Below are 19907 nucleotides of genomic sequence, written 5' to 3'. Positions count from 1 at the left end.
CAAACATTTAAGAAGCCTGCATGCAGGCTTTTTTTATGACGATGCTTTATCCTGCGCCGTGCTTCCGGCCCGCTGTGGCACAAACCGCTGACGCCATGCGCTGGGCGTTATCCCGGTGTCGCGCGTAAACACCACAGAAAAATAATTGCTGTCGTCAAAGCCGCAGCGCGCTGCCACTTCGCTAATCAGGCAGTCCTGGGTACGCAGCAGATGTTTGGCCTGGCAGAGCTGCAGCTGACGTAAATAATGTCCCACCGTCATGCCGGTTTGCTGGCGAAAAAGCTGCTTCAGCGCGCGCTCGTTTAACGCATTCTGCTGGCAAAACGCTGCCAGATCGAAAGGACGCGCAATGGCACCCTGCAATGCGGACATCAGAAGATCGAGCTGTTCGCCTTCAGGCAGCGCCCAGGGACGATCTGATGCATAGCCATGGCGACGGAGAATAAGCGCCAGCTGCAAAAACAGCGCTTCAGAGAGCTGAACCGAAAGGGGATCGCTTTTGCGGCTTTCGCGCTCCAGCTGGCTGATAACACCACGCGCCAGCGCCATGCCGCGCGTGGTCAGCCGCCAGCCGCCTGGCGCGTTTTCACCCTGCGGAGGCAGTAGCTGAGCCCAGTCGAGGGCAAGACCAAAACGATCGCGGCAGTAGAGAATATTGTCGAGCACCAGGTCATTGACGCTGTCATAGCTGTGACAATCCCGATCGCGAATATAGAAAACATCACCGCAGGTAATCAGCCAGGGGCGCTCGTTAAGGAGATGCAGGCCATTACCGCGCCAGACAATGACAATCTCGCTGAAATCATGCTGGTGAGCAGGAAAAGAGGGTTGTGGCATGCGTTCCGCCACGGCTACCGGCAGACTGGGAGCGGGAAAATAATCCTCCCGGCGCAGGATCAGCGACATCATTAGCTCCTTTTACATCATTTGCTGGCGCTCCGCGCGTGGCGCGCAGCCAAATTCACGCCGGAACAGAGTAGAAAAGTGATTGCTGTCGCCAAAACCGCACTGGAACGCGATATCGGTAATGCGCATATCGCTGTGGCGTAGCAGATGTCGCGCGTGTAGTAAACGCAGTCGGTTCAGATAGCGCTGCGGCGTACTGCCCGTTTGCTGCTTCATCTGGCGGTGCAGCGTGCGCAGCGACAGCGAGAAGCGATCGGCCAGTGCCTCCCATACCACCTCTTCACTGTAGTGATCGTTAAGCCAGTCGAGCAGACGATGTAGCCGGGCTTCCTGATCCTGCGCATGTTCGTTGCGACACGCTTCGCGCAGCAACACCAGCAGCTGCAAAAAAAGTTGCTCCTGACGCGCCTGCTTTTCCAGCGACCAGCTTTCATCCTGACGCATCTTCGCCACTACATCCAGCGCCTGCGTCATCACTTTATTATTGATGCGCCAGTGCGACGCATAGTTTCCCTCTTCTTCACGGGGCAATAAGGCCTGTAAGCCGGAAAGGAAACGAAAAGCAGCAGGGCTGCGATACAGCACATTCGTCAGGCACAAATTTTCCGTCTGCTCATAGAGGTGACGATCGTGATCGCGCACAAAACAGACACAGCCCGCGCAAAGCGTTTGTGGCTGGCCATTAAAGACGTGAATTCCTGCTCCCTGTTCCACCAGAACGATCTCGTGAAAATCATGGTGATGTTCAGGAAAGGCCTGTTGCGGCACGCGCGGTTCAATGGCAATGGTGTAATCGCCCTCAGGGAAGAAATCGGCGCTGTGTAAGATCGTCATAGTAGCCTCGAGCGGTGAACAGTGGTCTGACCGAGTCTACCCAGCGTGCCGATGGGTGACCTTGAATTTTCAACTGCCAGCCGCAGGAAATTTGCTTTTTATTCAAGATATTCCCACCAGTTAACAGAATTGCGGCCACGCTCACAACTGCTGCCTTTCCACCTCTGTGATCTCTCTCACGAATATCTTTGTACACCTGCCAGCGACAAAGTCGCGTTGGCAGTAGCGGGAAGGTGGAGAGCGCGCAACGTTTTTAGGCTGTCTGCAACACACTGGAGGAAGAACGGGCCATGAGTAAGCGAAATATCGTTGCGGTTGATTTGGGGGCATCCAGCGGACGCGTGATGCTTGCCCGGTGGGACGCCGCATCGCAGCAAATTGACCTGCGTGAGGTGCGTCGTTTTGCCAACCACCGCGAACGGCGAGCAGGTTATGACTGCTGGGATCTTGATCACCTGGAGCGGGAAATCCGCGCCGGGCTGGCGCAGCTGGATGAAGAGAAGATTGTTCCAGACAGCATCGGCATCGATACCTGGGGCGTAGATATGGTACTGCTGGATAAAGCAGGGAATCGGGTCGGTGAAGCGGTGAGCTACCGTGATAAACGCACCCAGGGCCTGATGGAGCAGGCGCTGCGCGATCTGGGCCAGCAGTCAATTTATACCCGTACCGGCATCCAGTTTCTTCCTTTCAACACGCTCTACCAGTTTCGCGCCTTAAGTCAGCAGCAGCCCGACTGGAAGGCGCAGGTCGCTCATGCGCTCATGATCCCGGACTATTTGCACTATCGGCTGACCGGCAAGCTCAACTGGGAATACACCAACGCCACCACCACCCAGCTGCTGAATATGGACAGCGGGGAATGGGATGAGGCATTGCTCACATGGGCGGGCGCGTCTGCCTCCTGGTTTGGCAAGCCTACCTCGCCCGGCAACCTGATCGGCCACTGGCAAAATGCCAGCGGTGTCAACGTCCCGGTGATCGCCGTTACCACGCACGATACTGCCAGCGCGGTGCTCGCCACGCCGCTGATGCAGGAGAGTGCGGCTTACCTCAGTTCTGGCACCTGGTCGCTGATGGGGTTTGAAAGCCTGTTGCCTTATACTTCTGCTGATGCGCTTCGCGCCAACGTCACCAATGAGGGCGGCGCTGAAGGCTATCGCGTGTTAAAAAATATTATGGGGCTGTGGCTACTGCAGCGCATCTGCACGGAGTTACGCATTGATGATTTAGACACGCTCATTGCTGAGACCGTTAAAGAGCCCGCCTGCCGTGCGCTGATTAACCCCAACGCCGCGCGCTTTATCAATCCTGACAGCATGGTCAGTGAAATTCAGAACGCCTGCGCCGAACAGAACATGGCGATACCCCAGTCGGTCCCCTCGCTGGCACGCTGCATTTTCGACAGCCTTGCGCTGCTCTACCGTGAAGTCATCAACGAACTGGCTGCGCTACGCGGTAACCCTTTCCACCAGCTGCATGTCGTGGGCGGGGGCAGCCAGAATGCGTTCCTCAATCAGCTCTGTGCTGATGCCTGCGAAATGCCGGTGCTGGCGGGGCCGGTTGAAGCCTCAACCCTGGGCAACGTCGGCTGCCAGCTGATTGCGCTGGGAGAACTTGCTGACGTCGCGGATTTTCGCCGCTGCGTTGAAAACAACTTCCCTCTTAAAACTTTTGAACCTATGAACAACAGCGCTTTTCGCGCCTGCCGGGCGCGTTTTGCGGCGCTGAGTCAACCTGCTAAGGAACTCGCATATGACAAAGCTGATTGAGCAAGCCTTTGAGCTGGCTAAACAACGTTATGCCGACAGCGGCGTGGATGTTGAGCAGGCCATGACACAACTGGACAGCGTACCGGTTTCGATGCACTGCTGGCAGGGGGATGACGTGCGCGGCTTTGAGAATCCACAGGGCGCGCTGACAGGCGGCATTCAGGCAACCGGCAACTACCGAGGCAAAGCGCGTAATGCCACTGAACTGCGTGCCGATCTGGAAAAAGCGATGTCGCTCATTCCCGGACCTAAACGCCTGAATCTGCATGCGATCTATCTGGAGAGCGAGACGCCTGTGGAGCGTGATGCTATAGAGCCAAAACATTTTGCCAGCTGGGTAGCGTGGGCGAAACAGCACAAGCTGGGGCTGGATTTTAATCCGAGCTGTTTTTCCCATCCGCTGAGTGCGGACGGCTTTACGCTGTCGCACGCGGATAAGGCGATTCGGCAGTTCTGGATCGATCACTGCAAAGCAAGCCGTCGCATCTCGGCCTACTTTGGCGAGCAGCTGGGGACGCCCTCCGTTATGAATATCTGGGTGCCTGACGGCATGAAAGATATCACCGTTGACCGCTTTGCGCCGCGTCAGCGTCTGATGAGCGCGCTTGATGAGGTCATTTCGGAGACGTTTAGCCCCCAACACCATATTGACGCGGTGGAAAGCAAGCTGTTCGGTATCGGCGCGGAGAGCTATACCGTCGGCTCCAGTGAATTTTTTATGGGCTATGCCACCAGCCGACAGACCGCGCTGACGCTGGACGCCGGTCACTTTCATCCCACTGAGGTTATTTCCGACAAAATTTCCACGGTAATGCTTTATGTGCCGCGTCTGCTGCTGCACGTCAGTCGCCCGGTGCGCTGGGACAGCGACCACGTGGTGCTACTTGATGATGAAACACAGGCGATCGCCAGCGAAATCGTGCGTCACCAGTTGTTTGACAAAGTGCATATCGGGCTGGACTTCTTTGATGCCTCTATCAACCGCATCGCGGCCTGGGTTATCGGCACCCGTAATACCAAAAAAGCGCTGCTGCGCGCATTGCTGGAGCCGACCGCTCGTCTGCGCGAGGCCGAAGCCGTAGGGGATTACACCACGCGTCTGGCGCTGCTGGAAGAGCAAAAGTCGCTGCCATGGCAGGCGGTGTGGGAAGCCTGGTGTTTGCGCCACGATGTGCCCGCCGACGCCAGCTGGTTAAGCGATGTCCGCCATTACGAACAACAAATTCTGAATCAACGTTAAGGGTTCACTATGCAAAGCATTCTGTCTTCCTGGTTTGTTAAAGGGATGGTTAAAGCCACCAGCGATATGTGGCTGAAGGGCTGGGACGAACGTAACGGCGGCAATGTTACACTGCGCTTGCTTGAGGAGGAGGTCAGGCCTTTCGCCAGCGATTTTTATTCTGAGCCGCGCTGCGTTGAGCTGACTAAACCGGCACCGGCGCTGGCGAACTGCTGGTTTTTGGTGACTGGTTCCGGCAAGTTTTTCCGCAACGTGCAACTCGATCCGGCGGACTGCCTGGCGCTGTTGAAGGTCGATGAAAAGGGGCTCTCCTATACCATTCACTGGGGCCTGAGCAACGGCGGGTTGCCGACCTCAGAGCTGGCGGCCCATTTCCAGTCACACAGCGTGCGCAAAGCCGTTACTCAAGGGGCAGATCGCGTCATTATGCACTGCCATGCGACCCACTTTATGTCGCTGAGTTATGTGGTGGAGCTGGATTCAGCGCGCTTTACCCGGCTGTTGTGGGAAGGCAGCACGGAATGTCTGGTCGTCTTCCCGGATGGCGTCGGAATTCTGCCGTGGATGGTGCCAGGCACGGATGAAATCGGGCAGGCCACCGCTGAGGCGATGGCGTCACACAGCCTGGTGATGTGGCCGTTCCACGGTATCTTTGGTGCCGGCCCAACGCTGGATGAGACCTTTGGGTTGATCGATACCGCTGAAAAATCGTCAGAAGTGATTGTGAACGTGCTGTCGATGGGCGGAATCCGTCAGAGTATCACCACTGAGCAGCTGGTGGCGCTGGGCAAACGTTTTAACGTTAAGCCATGGCAGGCGGCTCTTGATGCAGGGCCTGCCAGTGCTTCGTAAAGCCTTTGTGATGCAGGTGAATGCCGACTGCCATGCCGAATATGAGCGTCGCCATTCACCCATCTGGCCGGAGCTGGCAGCGACGCTGAAAGCCCATGGCGCGCACAATTACGCTATCTGGCTGGATGTGGAACGTAACTTGCTGTTCGCCAGTGTAGAAATTGAGTCGGAGGAGCGCTGGAATGCGGTTGCACAAACGGAGGTGTGCCAGCGCTGGTGGGCGTCAATGCGGGCGTTAATGCTGAGCAATCCCGATAACAGCCCGGTCAGTCAGCCGCTGAAGCCGGTGTTCTTTCTTGAGTAGTGCGGCAGTGATCACCATGGCGGTAACCCTCCGCCATGGTTTTCTTCATTAAGCAAAAATAGTCAGCTTTTTCTCTGGCACTGGCCGGTTAAGACGGGCCACATCGCCATCAGCGTATCAATAATATTATCCAGATCCGCCTTCGGTGCGCCTTCACGCGCCCGCACTGACATACCCTGCAGCAGGCAGGCCAGATAACGCGCCAGCGAGGTAATGTCGGTCTGATCTGCAATATCCCCGCGCTGCTGACGGCTGGTCAGAAAATCAAGCAGGGTTTGTTGCTGGGCAGCATGCTGCTGACGCAACATCTGGGCAATCTCACCCGATGATGATGAAAGCGCCGTTGACGTGCAGATGAAGAAACAGCCAGAAGGGGTATCACAGTTGGTAAAGCAGGCTGCGGAAGCACGAAACCAGCCCTCAATGGCTTCGGAAACGGACTTGCTCTCATCCTGAAGAGCGGCATTGCGGTAAGTGCTAAAACGTTCGATATAGCGCTCCATCGCTGCGCGGAAAAGCCCCTCCTTATTTACAAATTCAGCATAGAGCGTGGGGGCTTTTGCTCCTGTGGCGGCAACCAGATCGGAGAGTGAGGTTCCTTCGTAGCCGTGCGTCCAGAACAGCGTCAGGGCTTTATCCAGTGCAGCATCACGATCAAACGTTTTAGGTCGACCGCGGCATTTTTTCAGGGCTTCATCACAGTGCTGGCTCATAGATCCTCACTTCTGGAAAACACTCCAATAAATTACCGATCATTAATAAAATATGCAAGCCAGTCTGCAGGCCTGTGACAGCAGGTTATCATTTTGTGCCTCGTCGACTGATTATCACCCTAATGGTTAAGTCATCTCGAAGGCTGGAGCCCATAATCACGCCACTTCCGCATTAAAATAACGATCGATAAAAAAATGTTGACGCTTCATCGTACAATGCTCTACCATTTATTTAACGATCGTTAATTAATTTAACGACACTTTTAAAAACCGAACATGAGAGCCGATACCATGAAAACCATCAAACTGACCCTGGCCGCGCTGGCCCTTAGCACCCTGACTTTTGGCGCATTTGCGGCTGACCAGGTTAACAGCGATCCGCTGCATCAAACGGCTGTAGGCACCATCTCTGCACAGGGTGGTTCAAACCTGGATTCGCTGGAAGCACAGCTCAATGCGAAAGCCGATGCGGCAGGTGCAAAATCATTCCGCATTACGTCAACGTCAGGCCAGAACAACCTGCACGGCACCGCAGTGATTTATCAGTAATTCTGTGGTGGCGGTAAGGAGGAGAAAGATGAAAAGCGTGAAATTTGCCGTAGTTGCACTGCTTCTGGGCACGGTTTCGTTTGCTGGCGCGGCGGCGCAATCTTTGGCCGTTGCACCTGATGACCAGGCTATGACCTCTGCGGTCAAGGTCAGCGGCAGCAGCAGTTTAATTTCGCTGGAGCAGCAGCTGTCGGGAAAGCAGGACAACCTGCGCGTAAAGCCTTTCCGCATCACTTCGACTTCTGGAGTCAGCAAGCTGTCTGGCACCGCTACCAGCATTAATTAATAAAACGGGCTTCAGTGACATAACACTGAAGCCCGTTTTTTTATCCGTTACTGCGCAGCTGCGGATATTTACGGAAGCTGTAGATACACCAGAACAGCGCCACCAGCCCCAGCAAACCACCAGTATTTCCCACGTCCGCCATACTGAGGTGGGTGCTGACCTGATTTCCCAGCAGCGCCCCTGCGCCAATGCCAATATTATAAATACCGGACATCAGTGACATTGCCACATCGGTCGCATCCGGCGCCAGCGACAGCACACGTACCTGCATCGCCAGACCGATCATCATCATTGCCATACCCCACAGGATACAGAGCGTGGCAATGGCTGCCGGTCTGACCGCAGCAAACACCAGCAGCCCCATGCAGAGCGTAATCATGGCGATAGCTACAATCAGCAGCGCTGACGGAAATTTATTGCCCAGCGAGCTGAACAGCAGGCTGCCAACGATACCGGCAGAACCAAACAGCAGCAGCAGCAGGGTAGTAAAATTCTCATCAGCGCTGGCGACAAACTGCATAAAGGGTTCGATGTAGCTATAGGCAGTGTAATGCGCCGTAACCACTATCGTTACCAGCAGGTACATACTCACCAGCGCCGGACGGCGGAACAGCATCGGTACGCTGCCGAGCGAACCGGTATGCTCGCTGGGCAGGCGGGGCAGAATACGTGCCAGCAGCACCATCAGGACCAGAGCGGAAAGACCGATCATGCCAAACGTGGTGCGCCAGCCCAGATACTGGCCGACTATGCGGCCAATAGGGACGCCCAGCACCATTGCCAGCGCGGTGCCGGTTGCCAGCATACTCAGCGCCTGCGTTTTTTTCCCGGCAGGCGCTACGCGAATCGCCAGCGAGGCGGTGATCGACCAGAAAACCGCATGCGACAGCGCAATGCCAATTCGCGATATCACCAGCGAGGTAAAACTCCAGGCAAAGGTGGACAGTATGTGGCTGGCAATAAATATCAGGAAGAGCACGGAGAGCAGCATGCGGCGCTCAACGTTGCGCGTCAGTAGCATCAGCGGCAGCGAAAGCAGGGCAACAACCCAGGCATAGATGGTGAGCATAATGCCTACATCGGCGCTTTTCATACTGAAGCTGGCACCAATGTCTGTCAGCAGGCCAACTGGCACAAATTCAGTGGTATTAAACACAAAGGCGGCGATAGCCAGTAGCACCACGCGGAGCCAGGCCGTTTTACGGGAAACAGTAGTCGATTGCATGTCAGTCAGGTCAGTCAGAACAACAAACGGATGCAGCATTAACATCCACGAAAGTGATTTGCGTCACAAATTATCGACTATTGTGAGGGAATTGCACGGTCAGGGGAACGCTGAAACACGGTTTTATTTCGCAAACGGGGTTATCGCTCTGTATCAGAGCGATAACCCGGCAGCGTCAGGACGGTTTGCCCGGCATCATGCGCTTAAGCGTGCTGTCTTTAAGAAAATAGTGGTGGAACAGCGCGGCAGCTGCGTGCAGACCAATCAGCCAGTATCCCATCGGAGCCAGCGTCTCGTGCCAGTCGATCAGACTGTCGGAGAGATCAAAGTCAGGCTCGTCCGCCACGGGCATCGGAATACCAAAAAGCCACCAGTCGCGTCCGCGCAGGTAACGGGAAGTCAGGCCCAGAACAGGCAGGATAATAAATAACGCATAAATTAGCGTATGTACCAGGTGCGCAAGGCCGGTTTGCCAGCGCGGCGCGGCAGGCGTAATCGGCGGTGTGCGATAGCGGGTGCGTAAAAAAAGACGCGCCAGCATCAGTAGCATAACGGTAAATCCCGCGCTGAAGTGGGTCACGATCATCACATAACCCTGCCATGAGCCGCGCTGGGCAAAGCCACGCAGCTCAATGGTGGCGTAGGCCAGGGCAACCAGTAAAAACGTCAGCCAGTGAAGGGCAACTTGTGAGGCGGCATATTTTTCGCGCATAGTCTGCTCATGCAACAGGAGATGAATACCTAATATACCGGAAAACCATGCCTGATTTTAACAAACTGACGCAACGATAAAAACGGCAGCCTGACACAGGTGGACAGGCCAGCATAATCAGAGTGTGGCGATATGTTTTAGCGCCACGCTATTCTGGGTGTTCAGGTTTTTTTTTAACGGCAGTGGGCAGCAGCACTCACAGCCCAGCGCGCTGGCATAGTACTTACGTGCCTGCTGGATAGCCGCATTAGCGGTATAGAAGGTGCCAAGAAAGAGTCTGGCGTCGAGCGGAGGCAAATACTGGCAGCCAGCTGCGTGAACAACATGGTTATCGTTGTAACCTGAATTTTTAGAAACGTAGTAGTAAAGGCCCATAAGGGGCATCCTCATTGCTGTGAATAAACGTGCATTTATTGTTGGAATGGAAGGGATTATAGCGGGGTATTGCGCGTCTGGTTGATATTGGCACTAATTTGTCAGGTAGCCGGAGAGGGAGAGGTAAAAAAGGGCGCAGACGGCCCCTTTTCCCCCCGGGGGGCTATATTTTCTTCCGCTGTAAGCGCCAGCCCACCAGCAGCGCCAGCAACAGCAGGGCAGAAATAAAGCCGGTGATGCCTGCCCAGCCGAAACTGTGCCAGAACAGGCCACCGAGCGTGCCAGCTACGCTGGAGCCCGCGTAATAGCAAAAAAGATAAAGCGAAGAGGCCTGGCCTTTCGCGCGACGCGCACGGGGGCCAATCCAGCCGCTGGCAACCGAGTGCGCCGCGAAGAAACCGGCGGTGAAGAGCATCATCCCCGGCAAAATCAACCACAGCGTGCTGAAGGCGGTGAGCAGCAATCCGGCCAGCATCGCGGCTGTCGCACCCAGCAGCACCGGACCGCGTCCCAGCTTCATGGTCAGCGCCCCTGCTTTTGGCGAACTCCATGAGCCGGTGAGATAGACCACGGACAACAAGCCAACAACAGCCTGACTGAGGTGGTAAGGCGCACTAAGCAGCCGGTAGCCGATGTAGTTAAACAGCGTAACGAATGCGCCCATCAGCAGAAATCCTTCAGCAAACAGAAGCGGCAGACCAGCATCGCGCCAGTGCAGGCGGAAGTTGATAACCAGGCTGCGAGGCTTTAGCGATGCCGGTCGGAAATGGCGCGAAGCCGGTAGTATGCGCCAGAACATCAGCGCCGAGGCGAGTGCGCAGCAGCCGATGGCGGCAATGGCGACACGCCACGAGAAGAAATCAGTCAAAACGCCGCTCAGCAGGCGACCGCTCATCCCGCCAATTGAGTTACCGCTGATATAGAGTCCCATAGAGAAGGCAACGACGCTGGGGTGGATCTCTTCGCTCAGGTAAGTCATGCCGACGGCAGCAACGCCGCTCAGGGCAAGGCCAGTCAGCGCTCGCATGACCAGGATCCCCTGCCAGCTGTCCATGGCCGCAGAAACAAGGGTACAGAGGGCGGCCAGCATCAGCGCTGTCACCATCACATTTTTACGGCCAATGGCGTCGGAAAGCGGGCCGGTGACCAGCAGCCCTAATGCCATCAGTGCGGTTGAGAGTGAGAGTGAGATGCTGCTTTCAGCGGGCGAAATGCCAAACTGCGCTGACAGTACAGGCAAGATGGGCTGGACGCAGTAAAGCAGGGCAAAGGTTGCCAGACCCGCTGAAAACAGCGCCAGAGTAACACGCATAAACTGCGGTGTGCCGCGTTTAATCCTGACGGGTGATGACGCCGTAGAGGCGGCGGGGGATAAGGTTAACGCTTCATCTTTAAGCGCAACCGACTGAGAAGAGTGACGCACATCTAATCCTCACCTGAAACAGTCTGAATACCTTAGGAAAAGGAAAGTATGTTGTCTAATATATTAATCATCTCAATTGATATGTTGAAAATATGAATATTGAACTGCGCCATTTGCGTTACTTTCTGGCGGTTGCGGAAGAACTGCATTTCGGTCGCGCAGCGCAGAAACTGAATATTTCTCAGCCGCCGCTCAGCCAGCAAATTATGCAGCTGGAGCAGGAGATTGAAGCGAAGCTGTTTTTACGCACTAACCGCAGCGTGCAGCTGACGCCAGCCGGTCAGCAGTTTCTCAGCGATGCACGCACGATATTACAGCAGGTGGAACTGGCCGCCGGACGAGCCGCGCGCCTGCAGCGGGGCGAAGAGGGCGAACTGCGCATCGGCTTTACCTCTTCTGCGCCGTTTACCGGGCTGGTCTCAGACGCGCTCTATCAGTTTCGCCAGCGCTGGCCACAGGTGCATATCCAGATGCAGGAGATCAATACTCGCCAGCAGCTGGCGCCGCTGCATGAAGGCCAGCTCGATTTAGGCGTGATGCGCAATACTTTGCTGCCCCCCGATCTGCGCCACCAGCTGCTGCTGCGTGAACCGCTGCGTGCGGTGGTGCACTGGGCACATCCGCTGGCCGATGCGGAAACCATCTCTGTGAGCGCGCTGGCAAACGAGCCTTTTATCTTTTTCGACCCGCAGGGTGGGACAGCGCTACATGGCGAAATTCTCAGCCTGCTGCATCGTTACCATATTCAGCCCTATATCATGCAGGAAGTAGGCGAAGCGATGACCATTCTTGGGCTGGTGGCAACCGGCCTGGGTGTATCAATTTTGCCCGCCTCTTTTGCCCGCGCGCGGCTGGCCGATGTGGTCTGGCTGCCGCTCAAAGAAGAGGATGCGCAATCGGAAGTCTGGCTGGTGTGGTCTGGCGAACGCCAGCCCTCCATGCAGATGCACAATATGATGCAGCTTTTGCAGCCAGTGGTGCACAAATAAGAATCAGACCCGAATCACGGCCCGATTTTTTATGTGCTTCAAATCACATTTCAAATCAAATGTTTGACGCCCGCGCGCAATCTGCATCACCATAGTCGGTGTTTATTTAGAAGCGCGAAAATAACCGGGAGCAGGGTGTGAATCTGGACAATCAGCCTGGCCATATTGACCAGATCAAACAGACCAATGCAGGCGTCGTTTATCGCCTGATCGATCGCCATGGCCCCATCTCGCGTATTGAACTCTCCAGACTGGCGCAGCTCGCGCCTGCCAGCATTACCAAAATCGTGCGTGAAATGCTTGATGCCCATCTGGTACAGGAGACCGAGTTTCAGGAACCCGGCTCGCGCGGCAGGCCGGCAATTGGCCTGATCCTCGATACGCTGGCCTGGCACTATCTGGCCGTTCGCCTGCATCGCGGCGCGCTTACCCTGACGCTTCGTGACCTGAGCAGCCGGGTGTTGGTGGAGGAGTCGCAGCCGCTGCCCAAAGAGGCGCAGCAGCCGCTGCTGACCTCGCTGATTGAACAGGTAGATGCTTTCTTTATACGCCATCAGCACCGGCTGGAGCGGCTGACGGCCATTGCTATCACCCTGCCTGGCCTGATCAATGCCGCTTCCGGCGTGGTGCATCGGCTGCCGGGCTACAGCGTGCGTGAGATGCCGCTGGGAGACACGCTGGCGCACCGTACCGGTGTTCCCGTATTTGTTCAGCACGATATCTCGGCCTGGACGCTGGCGGAGTCACTGTTCGGCGCGTCGCGTGGTGCCCAGGATGTTATTCAGATTGTCATTGACGATACCGTGGGTGCCGGTGTGATCAGCGGCGGCCAGCTGCTGCACAAAAGCGGGCGGGCGCTGGTGGAGATTGGCCACACGCAGATCGATCCCTATGGGCAGCAGTGCTATTGCGGTAACCATGGCTGTCTTGAGACGGTCGCCAGCACTGGCAGTCTGCTGGCGCTGGCGGCACAGCGCCTGACCACCCAGCCGGACAGCATACTGCATCAGCAGCCGCTATCGCTTGAGTCGCTTTGCCTGGCTGCCCAGCAGGGCGATCGGCTGGCGCGCGACGCCATCGCGGGCGTGGGCTATCACGTCGGTCGCATGCTGGCGATGATGGTCAATATCTTTAATCCGCAGCATATTCTTATCGGCTCCCCCCTCAATCAGGCCGCTGAGGTACTCTTTCCCGCCGTCAGCAGCACCATTCGTCAGCAGGCGCTGCCCGCCTACAGCGACATCCTGCAGCTTGCTCCCACTGAATTTCGCGAGCCCGGAACCCTTGGTGCCGCCGCGCTGATCAAGGATGCGCTCTACAGTGGCTATCTGCTGGTCAAACTGTTGCAAGGTTAAGCGCGACTGAACTTTGCGCTAACGCAAGCTGCCCGCTGTCGGCATTCCTTACAATGCGCTTTGCATTTTTGTAAATCAAAAACGTAACGTTGAGGAGGAGTGAAGTGAAAAACCTGTTCATTACCGGCACTGATACCGCAGTGGGGAAGACCATTGTCACACGCGCGCTCCTGCAATACCTCGCACGCGCTGGCCTGAGCGCTGTTGGATTCAAGCCCGTTGCCCGTAACGCCGTCCAGAGTGCAGAGGGCCTGCGCAGCAAAGATGCGCTGATTTTACAGAGCAGCTCAACGCTGTCGCTGCCCTACGATGCCATTAATCCCCTCATTTACGAAGAAGATGAGGTCAGCACCCGGCCACGCGAACCCATGAACTATGCGCTGCTGAATCAGGGGCTACAGCGGCTGGAGCAGCAGGCGGATTGCGTCGTGGTAGAGGGCACCGGCGGCTGGCGCAGCCTGATGAATGATGCAAAGCCGCTGTCAGGCTGGGTGGCGCAACATCAGATCCCGGTTGTGCTGGTGGTGGGTATTAAGCAGGGGTGCCTTAACCACGCCCTGTTGACCGCCGAAGCCATCGCCCGTGATGGTCTGCCGCTGGCAGGCTGGGTCGCCAATCGTATCAATCCCGGTCTGGCGCACTACGCCGAGCTCATTAGCGTACTCAGCAAGCACATTGACGCGCCGCTGCTTGGCGAACTGCCTTATCTTCCGCGCGCCGAACAGCGCGATTTATCTGGCTATATCGATCTCGCCTCGATGGGTATCGCCGCCTTGCCCAGTTCCGGTGCAAAGATTGCCTGATATTGAAACACCGTCTGTCAAAAAGGCCAGGGCTGAATCAATAGTTCCAGGATTCAGCCTGTTCATGTTTAACTTTAAACCCATGCAAATCAGATAATTAAGGTTTACATTTACGCAACAAATTGCTCATGGCGTGATTCATGCATCAGCAGAAATCATTATATCCCTGCCGGAGCACCACCATGTCCCATCCCGAAGAGAAAGCACTGCTGTACGGTCTGGACGAACCCATTCGACCCGCACCTGCCTTTTTTGCCGCGCTTCAGCACGTTCTGGCCAGCGTAGTCGGCATTATTACGCCGCCTTTAATTATTGGTTCGGTGCTTGGGCTCCAGGCGTGGATACCTTACCTCATCAGCATGTCGCTGCTGGTGTCAGGCATGGGGACCTTTATTCAGGCGCGACGCATGGCTGGCATTGGCGCAGGGATGATCTGTTTGCAAGGCACCAGCTTTGCCTTTCTGGGGGTGATCCTTTCAGGCGGAATGATAGTTAAAGCGCGCGGCGGATCACCGGAAGAGATTATGGCGATGATTTTCGGCTGCAACCTGGTTGCTGCACTGATCCCGCTGTTGATTAGCCGTTGTGTCGCGCAGCTTCGTCGTGTGTTGACGCCCGTAGTCACGGGGACGGTGATTACGCTTATCGGCATCAGCCTGATTAAGGTCAGTATTACCGACTGGGCGGGCGGACATAACGCGGCAAATTTTGGTGCACCTGCGAATCTGGCGCTTGGCGCGTTGACCTTGTTAGTGATTATCGCCCTGAACCGCATGCGCAATCGCTGGGCGCGGCTGATTGCGGTTATTGCCGGTATACTGGCGGGCTGCACGGCGGCAGCCTTGAGTGGCAATCTGGTGTTCAAACCATTGCCAGAGACCAGCTGGCTGGTGTTGCCTGCATTCTTCCGCTTTGGGTTTGCCTTCGACTGGACAATTTTCCTGCCAATTGCTCTGGTTTCAGTAATCTCTGTGATTGAGGCCGTTGGCGATTTAACCGCTAACTGTATGCTGTCGCAGCAGCCGATTACCGGGCCTCATTTTCAGCGTCGTTTACAGGGCGGTATCTGCGCTGATGGCGTCAGCTGTGTGCTGGCTGCCATGTTCTCTGCTTTTCCCAACACCACGTTTGCGCAGAACAACGGCGTGATTCAGATGACCGGTGTAGCAAGTCGTTACGTCGGCATGGTGATAGGCATCATGCTGGCGCTGCTGGGCCTGTTCCCGGTAGTGGGCGCGCTGATGCAGCAAATTCCACCACCGGTGCTGGGTGGGGCGACGCTGGTGATGTTTGGCAGCGTGGTGGCAGCGGGTATCCGTGTGATGACGCAGACGCCGCTCGGCCGCCGTGAGATGCTGATTGTGGCAGTGTCGTTTGGCCTCGGGCTGGGTATTGAGGCGGTGCCGGAGGTGCTGAAGCAGTTCCCGCCGCTGGTGAGCCAGATCTTTGGTCATGCGGTGACCACTGGCGGCATACTGGCCATTCTGTTGAATATTCTCTTGCCCAGCGAACAGCGTGCAGTGGCATTGCCGCAGGGTGATGCGGCTGAAAAAGGGCTGTAAGGGCAGGCTGCCGGTTGAAGCCGGCAGCCACCTGCTGGCGCGCTGGTGATTCAGGCAGCGAGCAGCGCCAGCACTGTCATCCTGAAAAATCTCGCTACGATAAGATCCCTCCTTATCAGCGTTCTCAGCTCTCCGCGACTACCCCACGCAGATGCGTCTCTGCGTTGTCCCTTAGCCAAAACGCATACAGCATCGCGTTATCCATGCCAGTAGTGCCGCTGTGCGCCTCATGGCACGCAATGAAACCGGATGCCTTGTCCAGCTTTTCAGGCCTGCCTGTCGCTCATCTGCATGTGAACCATCAGAATAACGGGCAGGCCTGGCGCAGTTGTTACTTATCACCTTCGACACATCAATGTTGCAGACCTGCCTCATCACGCTCTCCAGCTAAACAGTCAGTCGGAAGACAGAGAGCAGGCAGAATGAAACTGCCTGACCATTCAACGGGTCACTGACGCGCGCCTTCAGCAATGGGCAGAGCGTCACGCGGTGAGCGCACAACAGGCACACCGACGCCGCAAATTTAGGCTAGCCTTGCTGGATAACAAAAGGGAGATGTATGACTGAAAGCGCACACCTGAACGTAAGCCACCGGGGCTGGATCCTGATAGCCTGTATGCTCGCCATGTTTATGGCCGCCATTGAGGTCACCATTGTGGCAACGGCGATGCCCACGATCATTGCTGACCTGGGCGGTTTTTCCCAGTTCGGCTGGGTTTTCTCTGTCTATCTGCTCACGCAGGCGGTAAGCGTGCCGCTCTATGGCCGTCTGGCCGATATGTGGGGACGGCGCAAAATGTTTTTTATCGGCACCTCGCTGTTTCTCGTCGGATCGGTACTGTGCGGCTTTGCCCACTCTATGCTGTGGCTGATTTTGTTTCGCGCGTTTCAGGGGCTGGGGGCCGGTGCCATTATGCCGCTCAGCTCGACTATTGTGGCCGATATTTATTCCCCGCGCGAACGCGCCAGCGTTCAGGGCTGGCTTTCCAGCGTCTGGGGCGTGGCGGCGATCGTCGGTCCGTTGACCGGAGCCTGGCTGGTGGAGCATTTTAGCTGGTCGCTGATTTTCTGGGTGAACCTGCCGATAGGGCTGCTCAGCATGGCCATGCTGGCGCGTTTTCTTCCTGCCCACAGCATAGAAGAGAAGCCGCAGCCGCTTAACGTCACGGGCAGCGTCTGGCTGATGCTCTGCGTCAGCGCACTGCTGATGGCGTTGTTGCAGGCAGAGTGGCTGGGGTACTGGCTGATTGCCTTTTTGCTGCTGGCGCTGTTCGCAGGCTGGCAGCTGAAAAAGCATGAGTTGCGCGCCGCTGCGCCGCTGTTTCCGCTGGAAATCTGGCGCAGTCGACTGATTATTGCGGGTAATGCCGGCAACCTGATTATCGGTGCAGCGATGATGGGTATCAGCGCCTTTTTGCCGACCTGGATCCAGGGCATAACCGGCGGCACGCCGCTACAGGCGGGCAGCGCGCTGGCGATGATGTCGATTGGCTGGCCGCTCGCCAGCACCCTGAGTGGCCGCCTGATGCTGCGCACGTCCTATCGTTTCACCGCACAGCTGGGTGCGCTGCTGCTGATTACTGGTAGTGCACTGCTGCTACTGCTGCGCGCTGACAGTTCGCTGATACAGGCGGGCGCCACCGCCTTTGTGATTGGCACCGGCATGGGGATGACCAGCACGACCTTTCTGGTTTCGGTACAGAATCACGCGCACTACGATATTCGCGGTATCTGTACCGCCTCAATCATGTTTAGCCGCATGATGGGATCGGCCATTGGCACAGCGCTAATGGGGGCCGTTTTGAACCTGAATCTGACACGGCGGTTGCCCGATGCGCAGGATCCGGTACAGCAGGTTATGTCTTCTCCGTCGCGCGAAGCACTCTCCAGCGAAACGCTGCATCATATGGTGCTGGCTATTGCCGCCTCGCTGCACTGGGTGTTTATTGTGGCGCTGGTGATTGCGCTATTCGCGCTGGGTGTGGCGTGGATGATGCCGCGTCAGCGGCCGGATCATGCGGAATAGAACAGGGCGACGGTGTCGCCCTTAAACGCTATTGCGCAGGCGCGTCCTGCGAACTGCCTGCACTGTCAGGGACGCTGCTGTCATCGCCGCGACCTACGCGCTTATAAACGATTTTCTGGGTGTCATTTTCGCAGTGGCCCACGACCTGACCACCTGCCTGATCAACCTGATCGTTAGGCACGACATCCAGCGAAAAGCCTGACTCAGGGACGCCATTCTGAATAATTTTCTGGCTGATATCCGCCTTGACTGATTCGCAGGAGGCCTGCGCCAGCATGGGCAGAGCCAGTAAAGTTGCGAGTAACATTCCAGACTGTTTCTTCATCTTCTTCTCCTTTTATACAGTGAACCTTACTGACTATAGCATCCGGCAGGGAAAATCAGGGCGCCACCGCGCGGCCGGTGCGGCGATCCAGACAGCGCAGCGTGTTTGGTTCCCAGTAGGCGTTAACGTTGTAGCTCTTTTCACAGGCGTCGCGGGTATCGAAGGCGGTATCGGCCTTATCAAACTCCTTCTCAACGCGTGAATTGACCTTATGACGCAGGTTGCGCGTGTCGTTCCATTGCTCTTTGCTTTGACGTGCCGCTTCATTGCTGGCGGCGCTGTTGCCATTTTCAATAATCAGGCGGCTGGTGTTCGCGCTTGCCTGAACGGCAGTCAGCATTGTGCTGCCGGCGAGCAGGGTGGCGAGCAGCACAGGAAACAATTTTTTCATGATCTTTTCCTTCAGTTGATACCTGATGCACAGGGAGGATCCGGGTTACGGCAGACGAGGGTTAGTATATCATCGCGCTTTATTTGCTCACCAGTAGCGAGCTCGCTGTTTATCTTTCTGAGAGGAAGCCATGCTGTTCAACACCGTGGTGTTGTTTTTCATTACCGCCATCGCGGAAATCGTCGGCTGCTTTCTGCCCTGGCTGTGGCTAAAAAAGGGCGGTCCCGCCTGGCTGCTGCTCCCGGCCGCGCTGAGCCTGATGACCTTTGTCTGGCTGCTGACGCTGCACCCTGCAGCCAGCGGGCGTGTTTATGCTGCCTACGGTGGGGTTTATGTCGTGACGGCGCTTTTGTGGCTGCGTGTTGTTGAGGGGATCAGGCTGACCGTATGGGACTGGAGCGGGGCGCTGATCGCGCTGTGCGGCATGATGGTCATCGTGGCGGGCTGGGGGCGAGCGTGAAAACAGGCCAGCCGAAGTGGCCGGCCTGCTGCATCAGGGTTTATGCACTTTCAATCCCGCCAGCGTCTGACTGACCGGCATCATTTCAAGGGTATTGATATTGACGTGCTTCGGCAGCGTTGCGACCCAGTAAACCGCCTCGGTGACATCCTCCGCCGTCAGCGCCGTGGCGCCCTCATACACTTTGTCCGCTTTTTCGTCATCGCCCTTAAAGCGCACGTTGGAAAATTCCGTACCGCCAACCAGGCCCGGCTCAATGTCAGTCACACGCAGCGCGGTGCCATGCAGATCGGTACGCAGATTTAAGCTGAACTGGCGCACAAAGGCTTTGGTGGCACCGTAAACGTTGCCGCCCGCATAGGGCCAGCTTCCGGCGATAGAACCAATATTGATGATATGACCGACGTTACGTTCCACCATCGCTGGCAGTACGGCGCGCGTCATATAGACCAGACCTTTGGTATTGGTGTCGATCATGTTTTCCCAGTCTTCAACGCTGGCACGGTGTGCGGGTTCAATCCCGAGCGCCAGGCCCGCATTGTTCACCAGTATGTCGATATTGCGCCACTCAGCAGGCAGTGAGGCGATCGCCTCTTCAATAGCGGCACGGTTGCGCACGTCCAGCTGCACGGTGTAGAGGTTATCGCCAAGTTCCTCTTTCAGCGCTTGCAAACGCTCGGTGCGGCGTCCGCTGGCGATCACTTTGTGGCCTGTTTCAATGAATCGGCGGGTGATACTTTGACCAAAACCGGCGGTGGCGCCAGTAACAAAAATAATCATCTCACTGTTCCTTCAAGAATGTTGG

22 protein-coding genes are annotated in these 19907 nt (G+C 56.4%); 12 read left to right on the top strand and 10 right to left on the bottom strand.

Annotated elements, in window-relative coordinates; translation table 11 throughout:
• Positions 1–33: 33 nt before the first annotated feature.
• Positions 34–906, bottom strand: a complete 873-nt coding sequence (gene rhaR, locus HP564_RS12725; protein WP_371243840.1) for an HTH-type transcriptional activator RhaR — start codon at positions 904–906, stop codon at positions 34–36.
• A gap of 12 nt (positions 907–918) precedes the next feature.
• A complete protein-coding gene (gene rhaS / locus HP564_RS12720; RefSeq protein ID WP_371243559.1) occupies positions 919–1740 on the bottom strand; it encodes an HTH-type transcriptional activator RhaS in 822 nt (273 codons plus the stop codon).
• A gap of 290 nt (positions 1741–2030) precedes the next feature.
• On the opposite strand from rhaS, the gene rhaB reads away from it, so the two are divergent.
• The 4 genes from rhaB to rhaM are packed head-to-tail and all read left to right on the top strand — an operon-like array spanning position 2031 to position 5908.
• Complete coding sequence (gene rhaB / locus HP564_RS12715) at positions 2031–3512, top strand: rhamnulokinase (protein WP_371243557.1); 1482 nt, start codon at positions 2031–2033, stop codon at positions 3510–3512.
• Complete coding sequence (locus tag HP564_RS12710; RefSeq protein ID WP_371243555.1) at positions 3496–4752, top strand: L-rhamnose isomerase; 1257 nt, start codon at positions 3496–3498, stop codon at positions 4750–4752. The genes rhaB and HP564_RS12710 overlap by 17 nt, the downstream gene beginning before the upstream one ends.
• Positions 4753–4761: 9 nt before the next feature.
• Positions 4762–5604, top strand: coding sequence for a rhamnulose-1-phosphate aldolase (gene rhaD, locus HP564_RS12705; protein WP_371243553.1), 843 nt, complete (start codon positions 4762–4764; stop codon positions 5602–5604).
• Entirely contained in the window at positions 5594–5908 is a 315-nt protein-coding gene (rhaM, locus tag HP564_RS12700) for an L-rhamnose mutarotase (RefSeq protein WP_371243552.1), read from the top strand. The genes rhaD and rhaM overlap by 11 nt, the downstream gene beginning before the upstream one ends.
• Positions 5909–5970: 62 nt before the next feature.
• Here rhaM and HP564_RS12695 read toward each other — a convergent pair whose 3' ends face one another.
• A complete protein-coding gene (locus HP564_RS12695) occupies positions 5971–6621 on the bottom strand; it encodes a TetR/AcrR family transcriptional regulator (protein ID WP_371243550.1) in 651 nt (216 codons plus the stop codon).
• Between the two features lie 291 nt (positions 6622–6912).
• Here HP564_RS12695 and HP564_RS12690 point away from each other — a divergent pair, with 291 nt between their 5' ends.
• Positions 6913–7170 carry a YdgH/BhsA/McbA-like domain containing protein gene (locus HP564_RS12690; RefSeq protein WP_371243548.1) on the top strand — a complete coding sequence of 86 codons (258 nt, stop codon included), beginning with the start codon at positions 6913–6915 and terminating at the stop codon, positions 7168–7170.
• A gap of 28 nt (positions 7171–7198) precedes the next feature.
• A complete protein-coding gene (locus HP564_RS12685; protein WP_371243546.1) occupies positions 7199–7456 on the top strand; it encodes a hypothetical protein in 258 nt (85 codons plus the stop codon).
• Between the two features lie 40 nt (positions 7457–7496).
• Here the strand turns inward: HP564_RS12685 and HP564_RS12680 are convergent, their stop codons facing one another.
• The 4 genes from HP564_RS12680 to HP564_RS12665 form a co-directional block, all read right to left on the bottom strand.
• Complete coding sequence (locus HP564_RS12680; RefSeq protein ID WP_371243545.1) at positions 7497–8681, bottom strand: sugar transporter; 1185 nt, start codon at positions 8679–8681, stop codon at positions 7497–7499.
• 175 nt (positions 8682–8856) lie between these two features.
• Positions 8857–9393 (bottom strand): cytochrome b561, encoded by a 537-nt coding sequence (gene cybB, locus HP564_RS12675; protein WP_371243543.1) that lies wholly within the window; start codon positions 9391–9393, stop codon positions 8857–8859.
• A gap of 117 nt (positions 9394–9510) precedes the next feature.
• The gene (locus tag HP564_RS12670) at positions 9511–9768 is read right to left on the bottom strand and encodes a hypothetical protein (protein ID WP_371243541.1); all 258 of its coding nucleotides are present in this window, start codon (positions 9766–9768) and stop codon (positions 9511–9513) included.
• Between the two features lie 163 nt (positions 9769–9931).
• Positions 9932–11191, bottom strand: a complete 1260-nt coding sequence (locus HP564_RS12665) for an MFS transporter (RefSeq protein WP_371243539.1) — start codon at positions 11189–11191, stop codon at positions 9932–9934.
• 92 nt (positions 11192–11283) lie between these two features.
• Here HP564_RS12665 and HP564_RS12660 point away from each other — a divergent pair, with 92 nt between their 5' ends.
• From HP564_RS12660 to HP564_RS12640, 5 genes are all read left to right on the top strand, one after another.
• The gene (locus tag HP564_RS12660) at positions 11284–12180 is read left to right on the top strand and encodes a LysR family transcriptional regulator (protein WP_371243537.1); all 897 of its coding nucleotides are present in this window, start codon (positions 11284–11286) and stop codon (positions 12178–12180) included.
• Between the two features lie 137 nt (positions 12181–12317).
• Positions 12318–13535, top strand: a complete 1218-nt coding sequence (locus HP564_RS12655) for an ROK family protein (RefSeq protein WP_371243535.1) — start codon at positions 12318–12320, stop codon at positions 13533–13535.
• 104 nt (positions 13536–13639) lie between these two features.
• Positions 13640–14338 (top strand): dethiobiotin synthase, encoded by a 699-nt coding sequence (gene bioD / locus HP564_RS12650; protein ID WP_371243533.1) that lies wholly within the window; start codon positions 13640–13642, stop codon positions 14336–14338.
• A 182-nt stretch (positions 14339–14520) separates the two neighbouring features.
• Positions 14521–15900, top strand: coding sequence for a nucleobase:cation symporter-2 family protein (locus HP564_RS12645; protein ID WP_371243531.1), 1380 nt, complete (start codon positions 14521–14523; stop codon positions 15898–15900).
• Between the two features lie 559 nt (positions 15901–16459).
• The gene (locus tag HP564_RS12640; RefSeq protein ID WP_371243529.1) at positions 16460–17926 is read left to right on the top strand and encodes an MDR family MFS transporter; all 1467 of its coding nucleotides are present in this window, start codon (positions 16460–16462) and stop codon (positions 17924–17926) included.
• Between the two features lie 28 nt (positions 17927–17954).
• Here HP564_RS12640 and HP564_RS12635 read toward each other — a convergent pair whose 3' ends face one another.
• Together HP564_RS12635 and HP564_RS12630 are read right to left on the bottom strand one after the other, a co-directional pair.
• Entirely contained in the window at positions 17955–18251 is a 297-nt protein-coding gene (locus tag HP564_RS12635; RefSeq protein ID WP_371243527.1) for a DUF1161 domain-containing protein, read from the bottom strand.
• A gap of 55 nt (positions 18252–18306) precedes the next feature.
• Positions 18307–18642, bottom strand: a complete 336-nt coding sequence (locus HP564_RS12630) for a DUF1283 family protein (RefSeq protein WP_371243525.1) — start codon at positions 18640–18642, stop codon at positions 18307–18309.
• Between the two features lie 130 nt (positions 18643–18772).
• Between HP564_RS12630 and HP564_RS12625 the strand changes: the two genes are divergently transcribed.
• Positions 18773–19102, top strand: coding sequence for a YnfA family protein (locus HP564_RS12625; protein ID WP_371243523.1), 330 nt, complete (start codon positions 18773–18775; stop codon positions 19100–19102).
• 33 nt (positions 19103–19135) lie between these two features.
• Here HP564_RS12625 and ydfG read toward each other — a convergent pair whose 3' ends face one another.
• Positions 19136–19882, bottom strand: a complete 747-nt coding sequence (gene ydfG / locus HP564_RS12620) for a bifunctional NADP-dependent 3-hydroxy acid dehydrogenase/3-hydroxypropionate dehydrogenase YdfG (protein WP_371243521.1) — start codon at positions 19880–19882, stop codon at positions 19136–19138.
• Between the last annotated feature and the right edge of the window lie 25 nt (positions 19883–19907).

It is taken from the genome of Pantoea sp. KPR_PJ (genome assembly GCF_041386365.1).
GTDB lineage: Bacteria > Pseudomonadota > Gammaproteobacteria > Enterobacterales > Enterobacteriaceae > Pantoea.
This window is presented reverse-complemented; position numbering and strand designations above follow the sequence as displayed.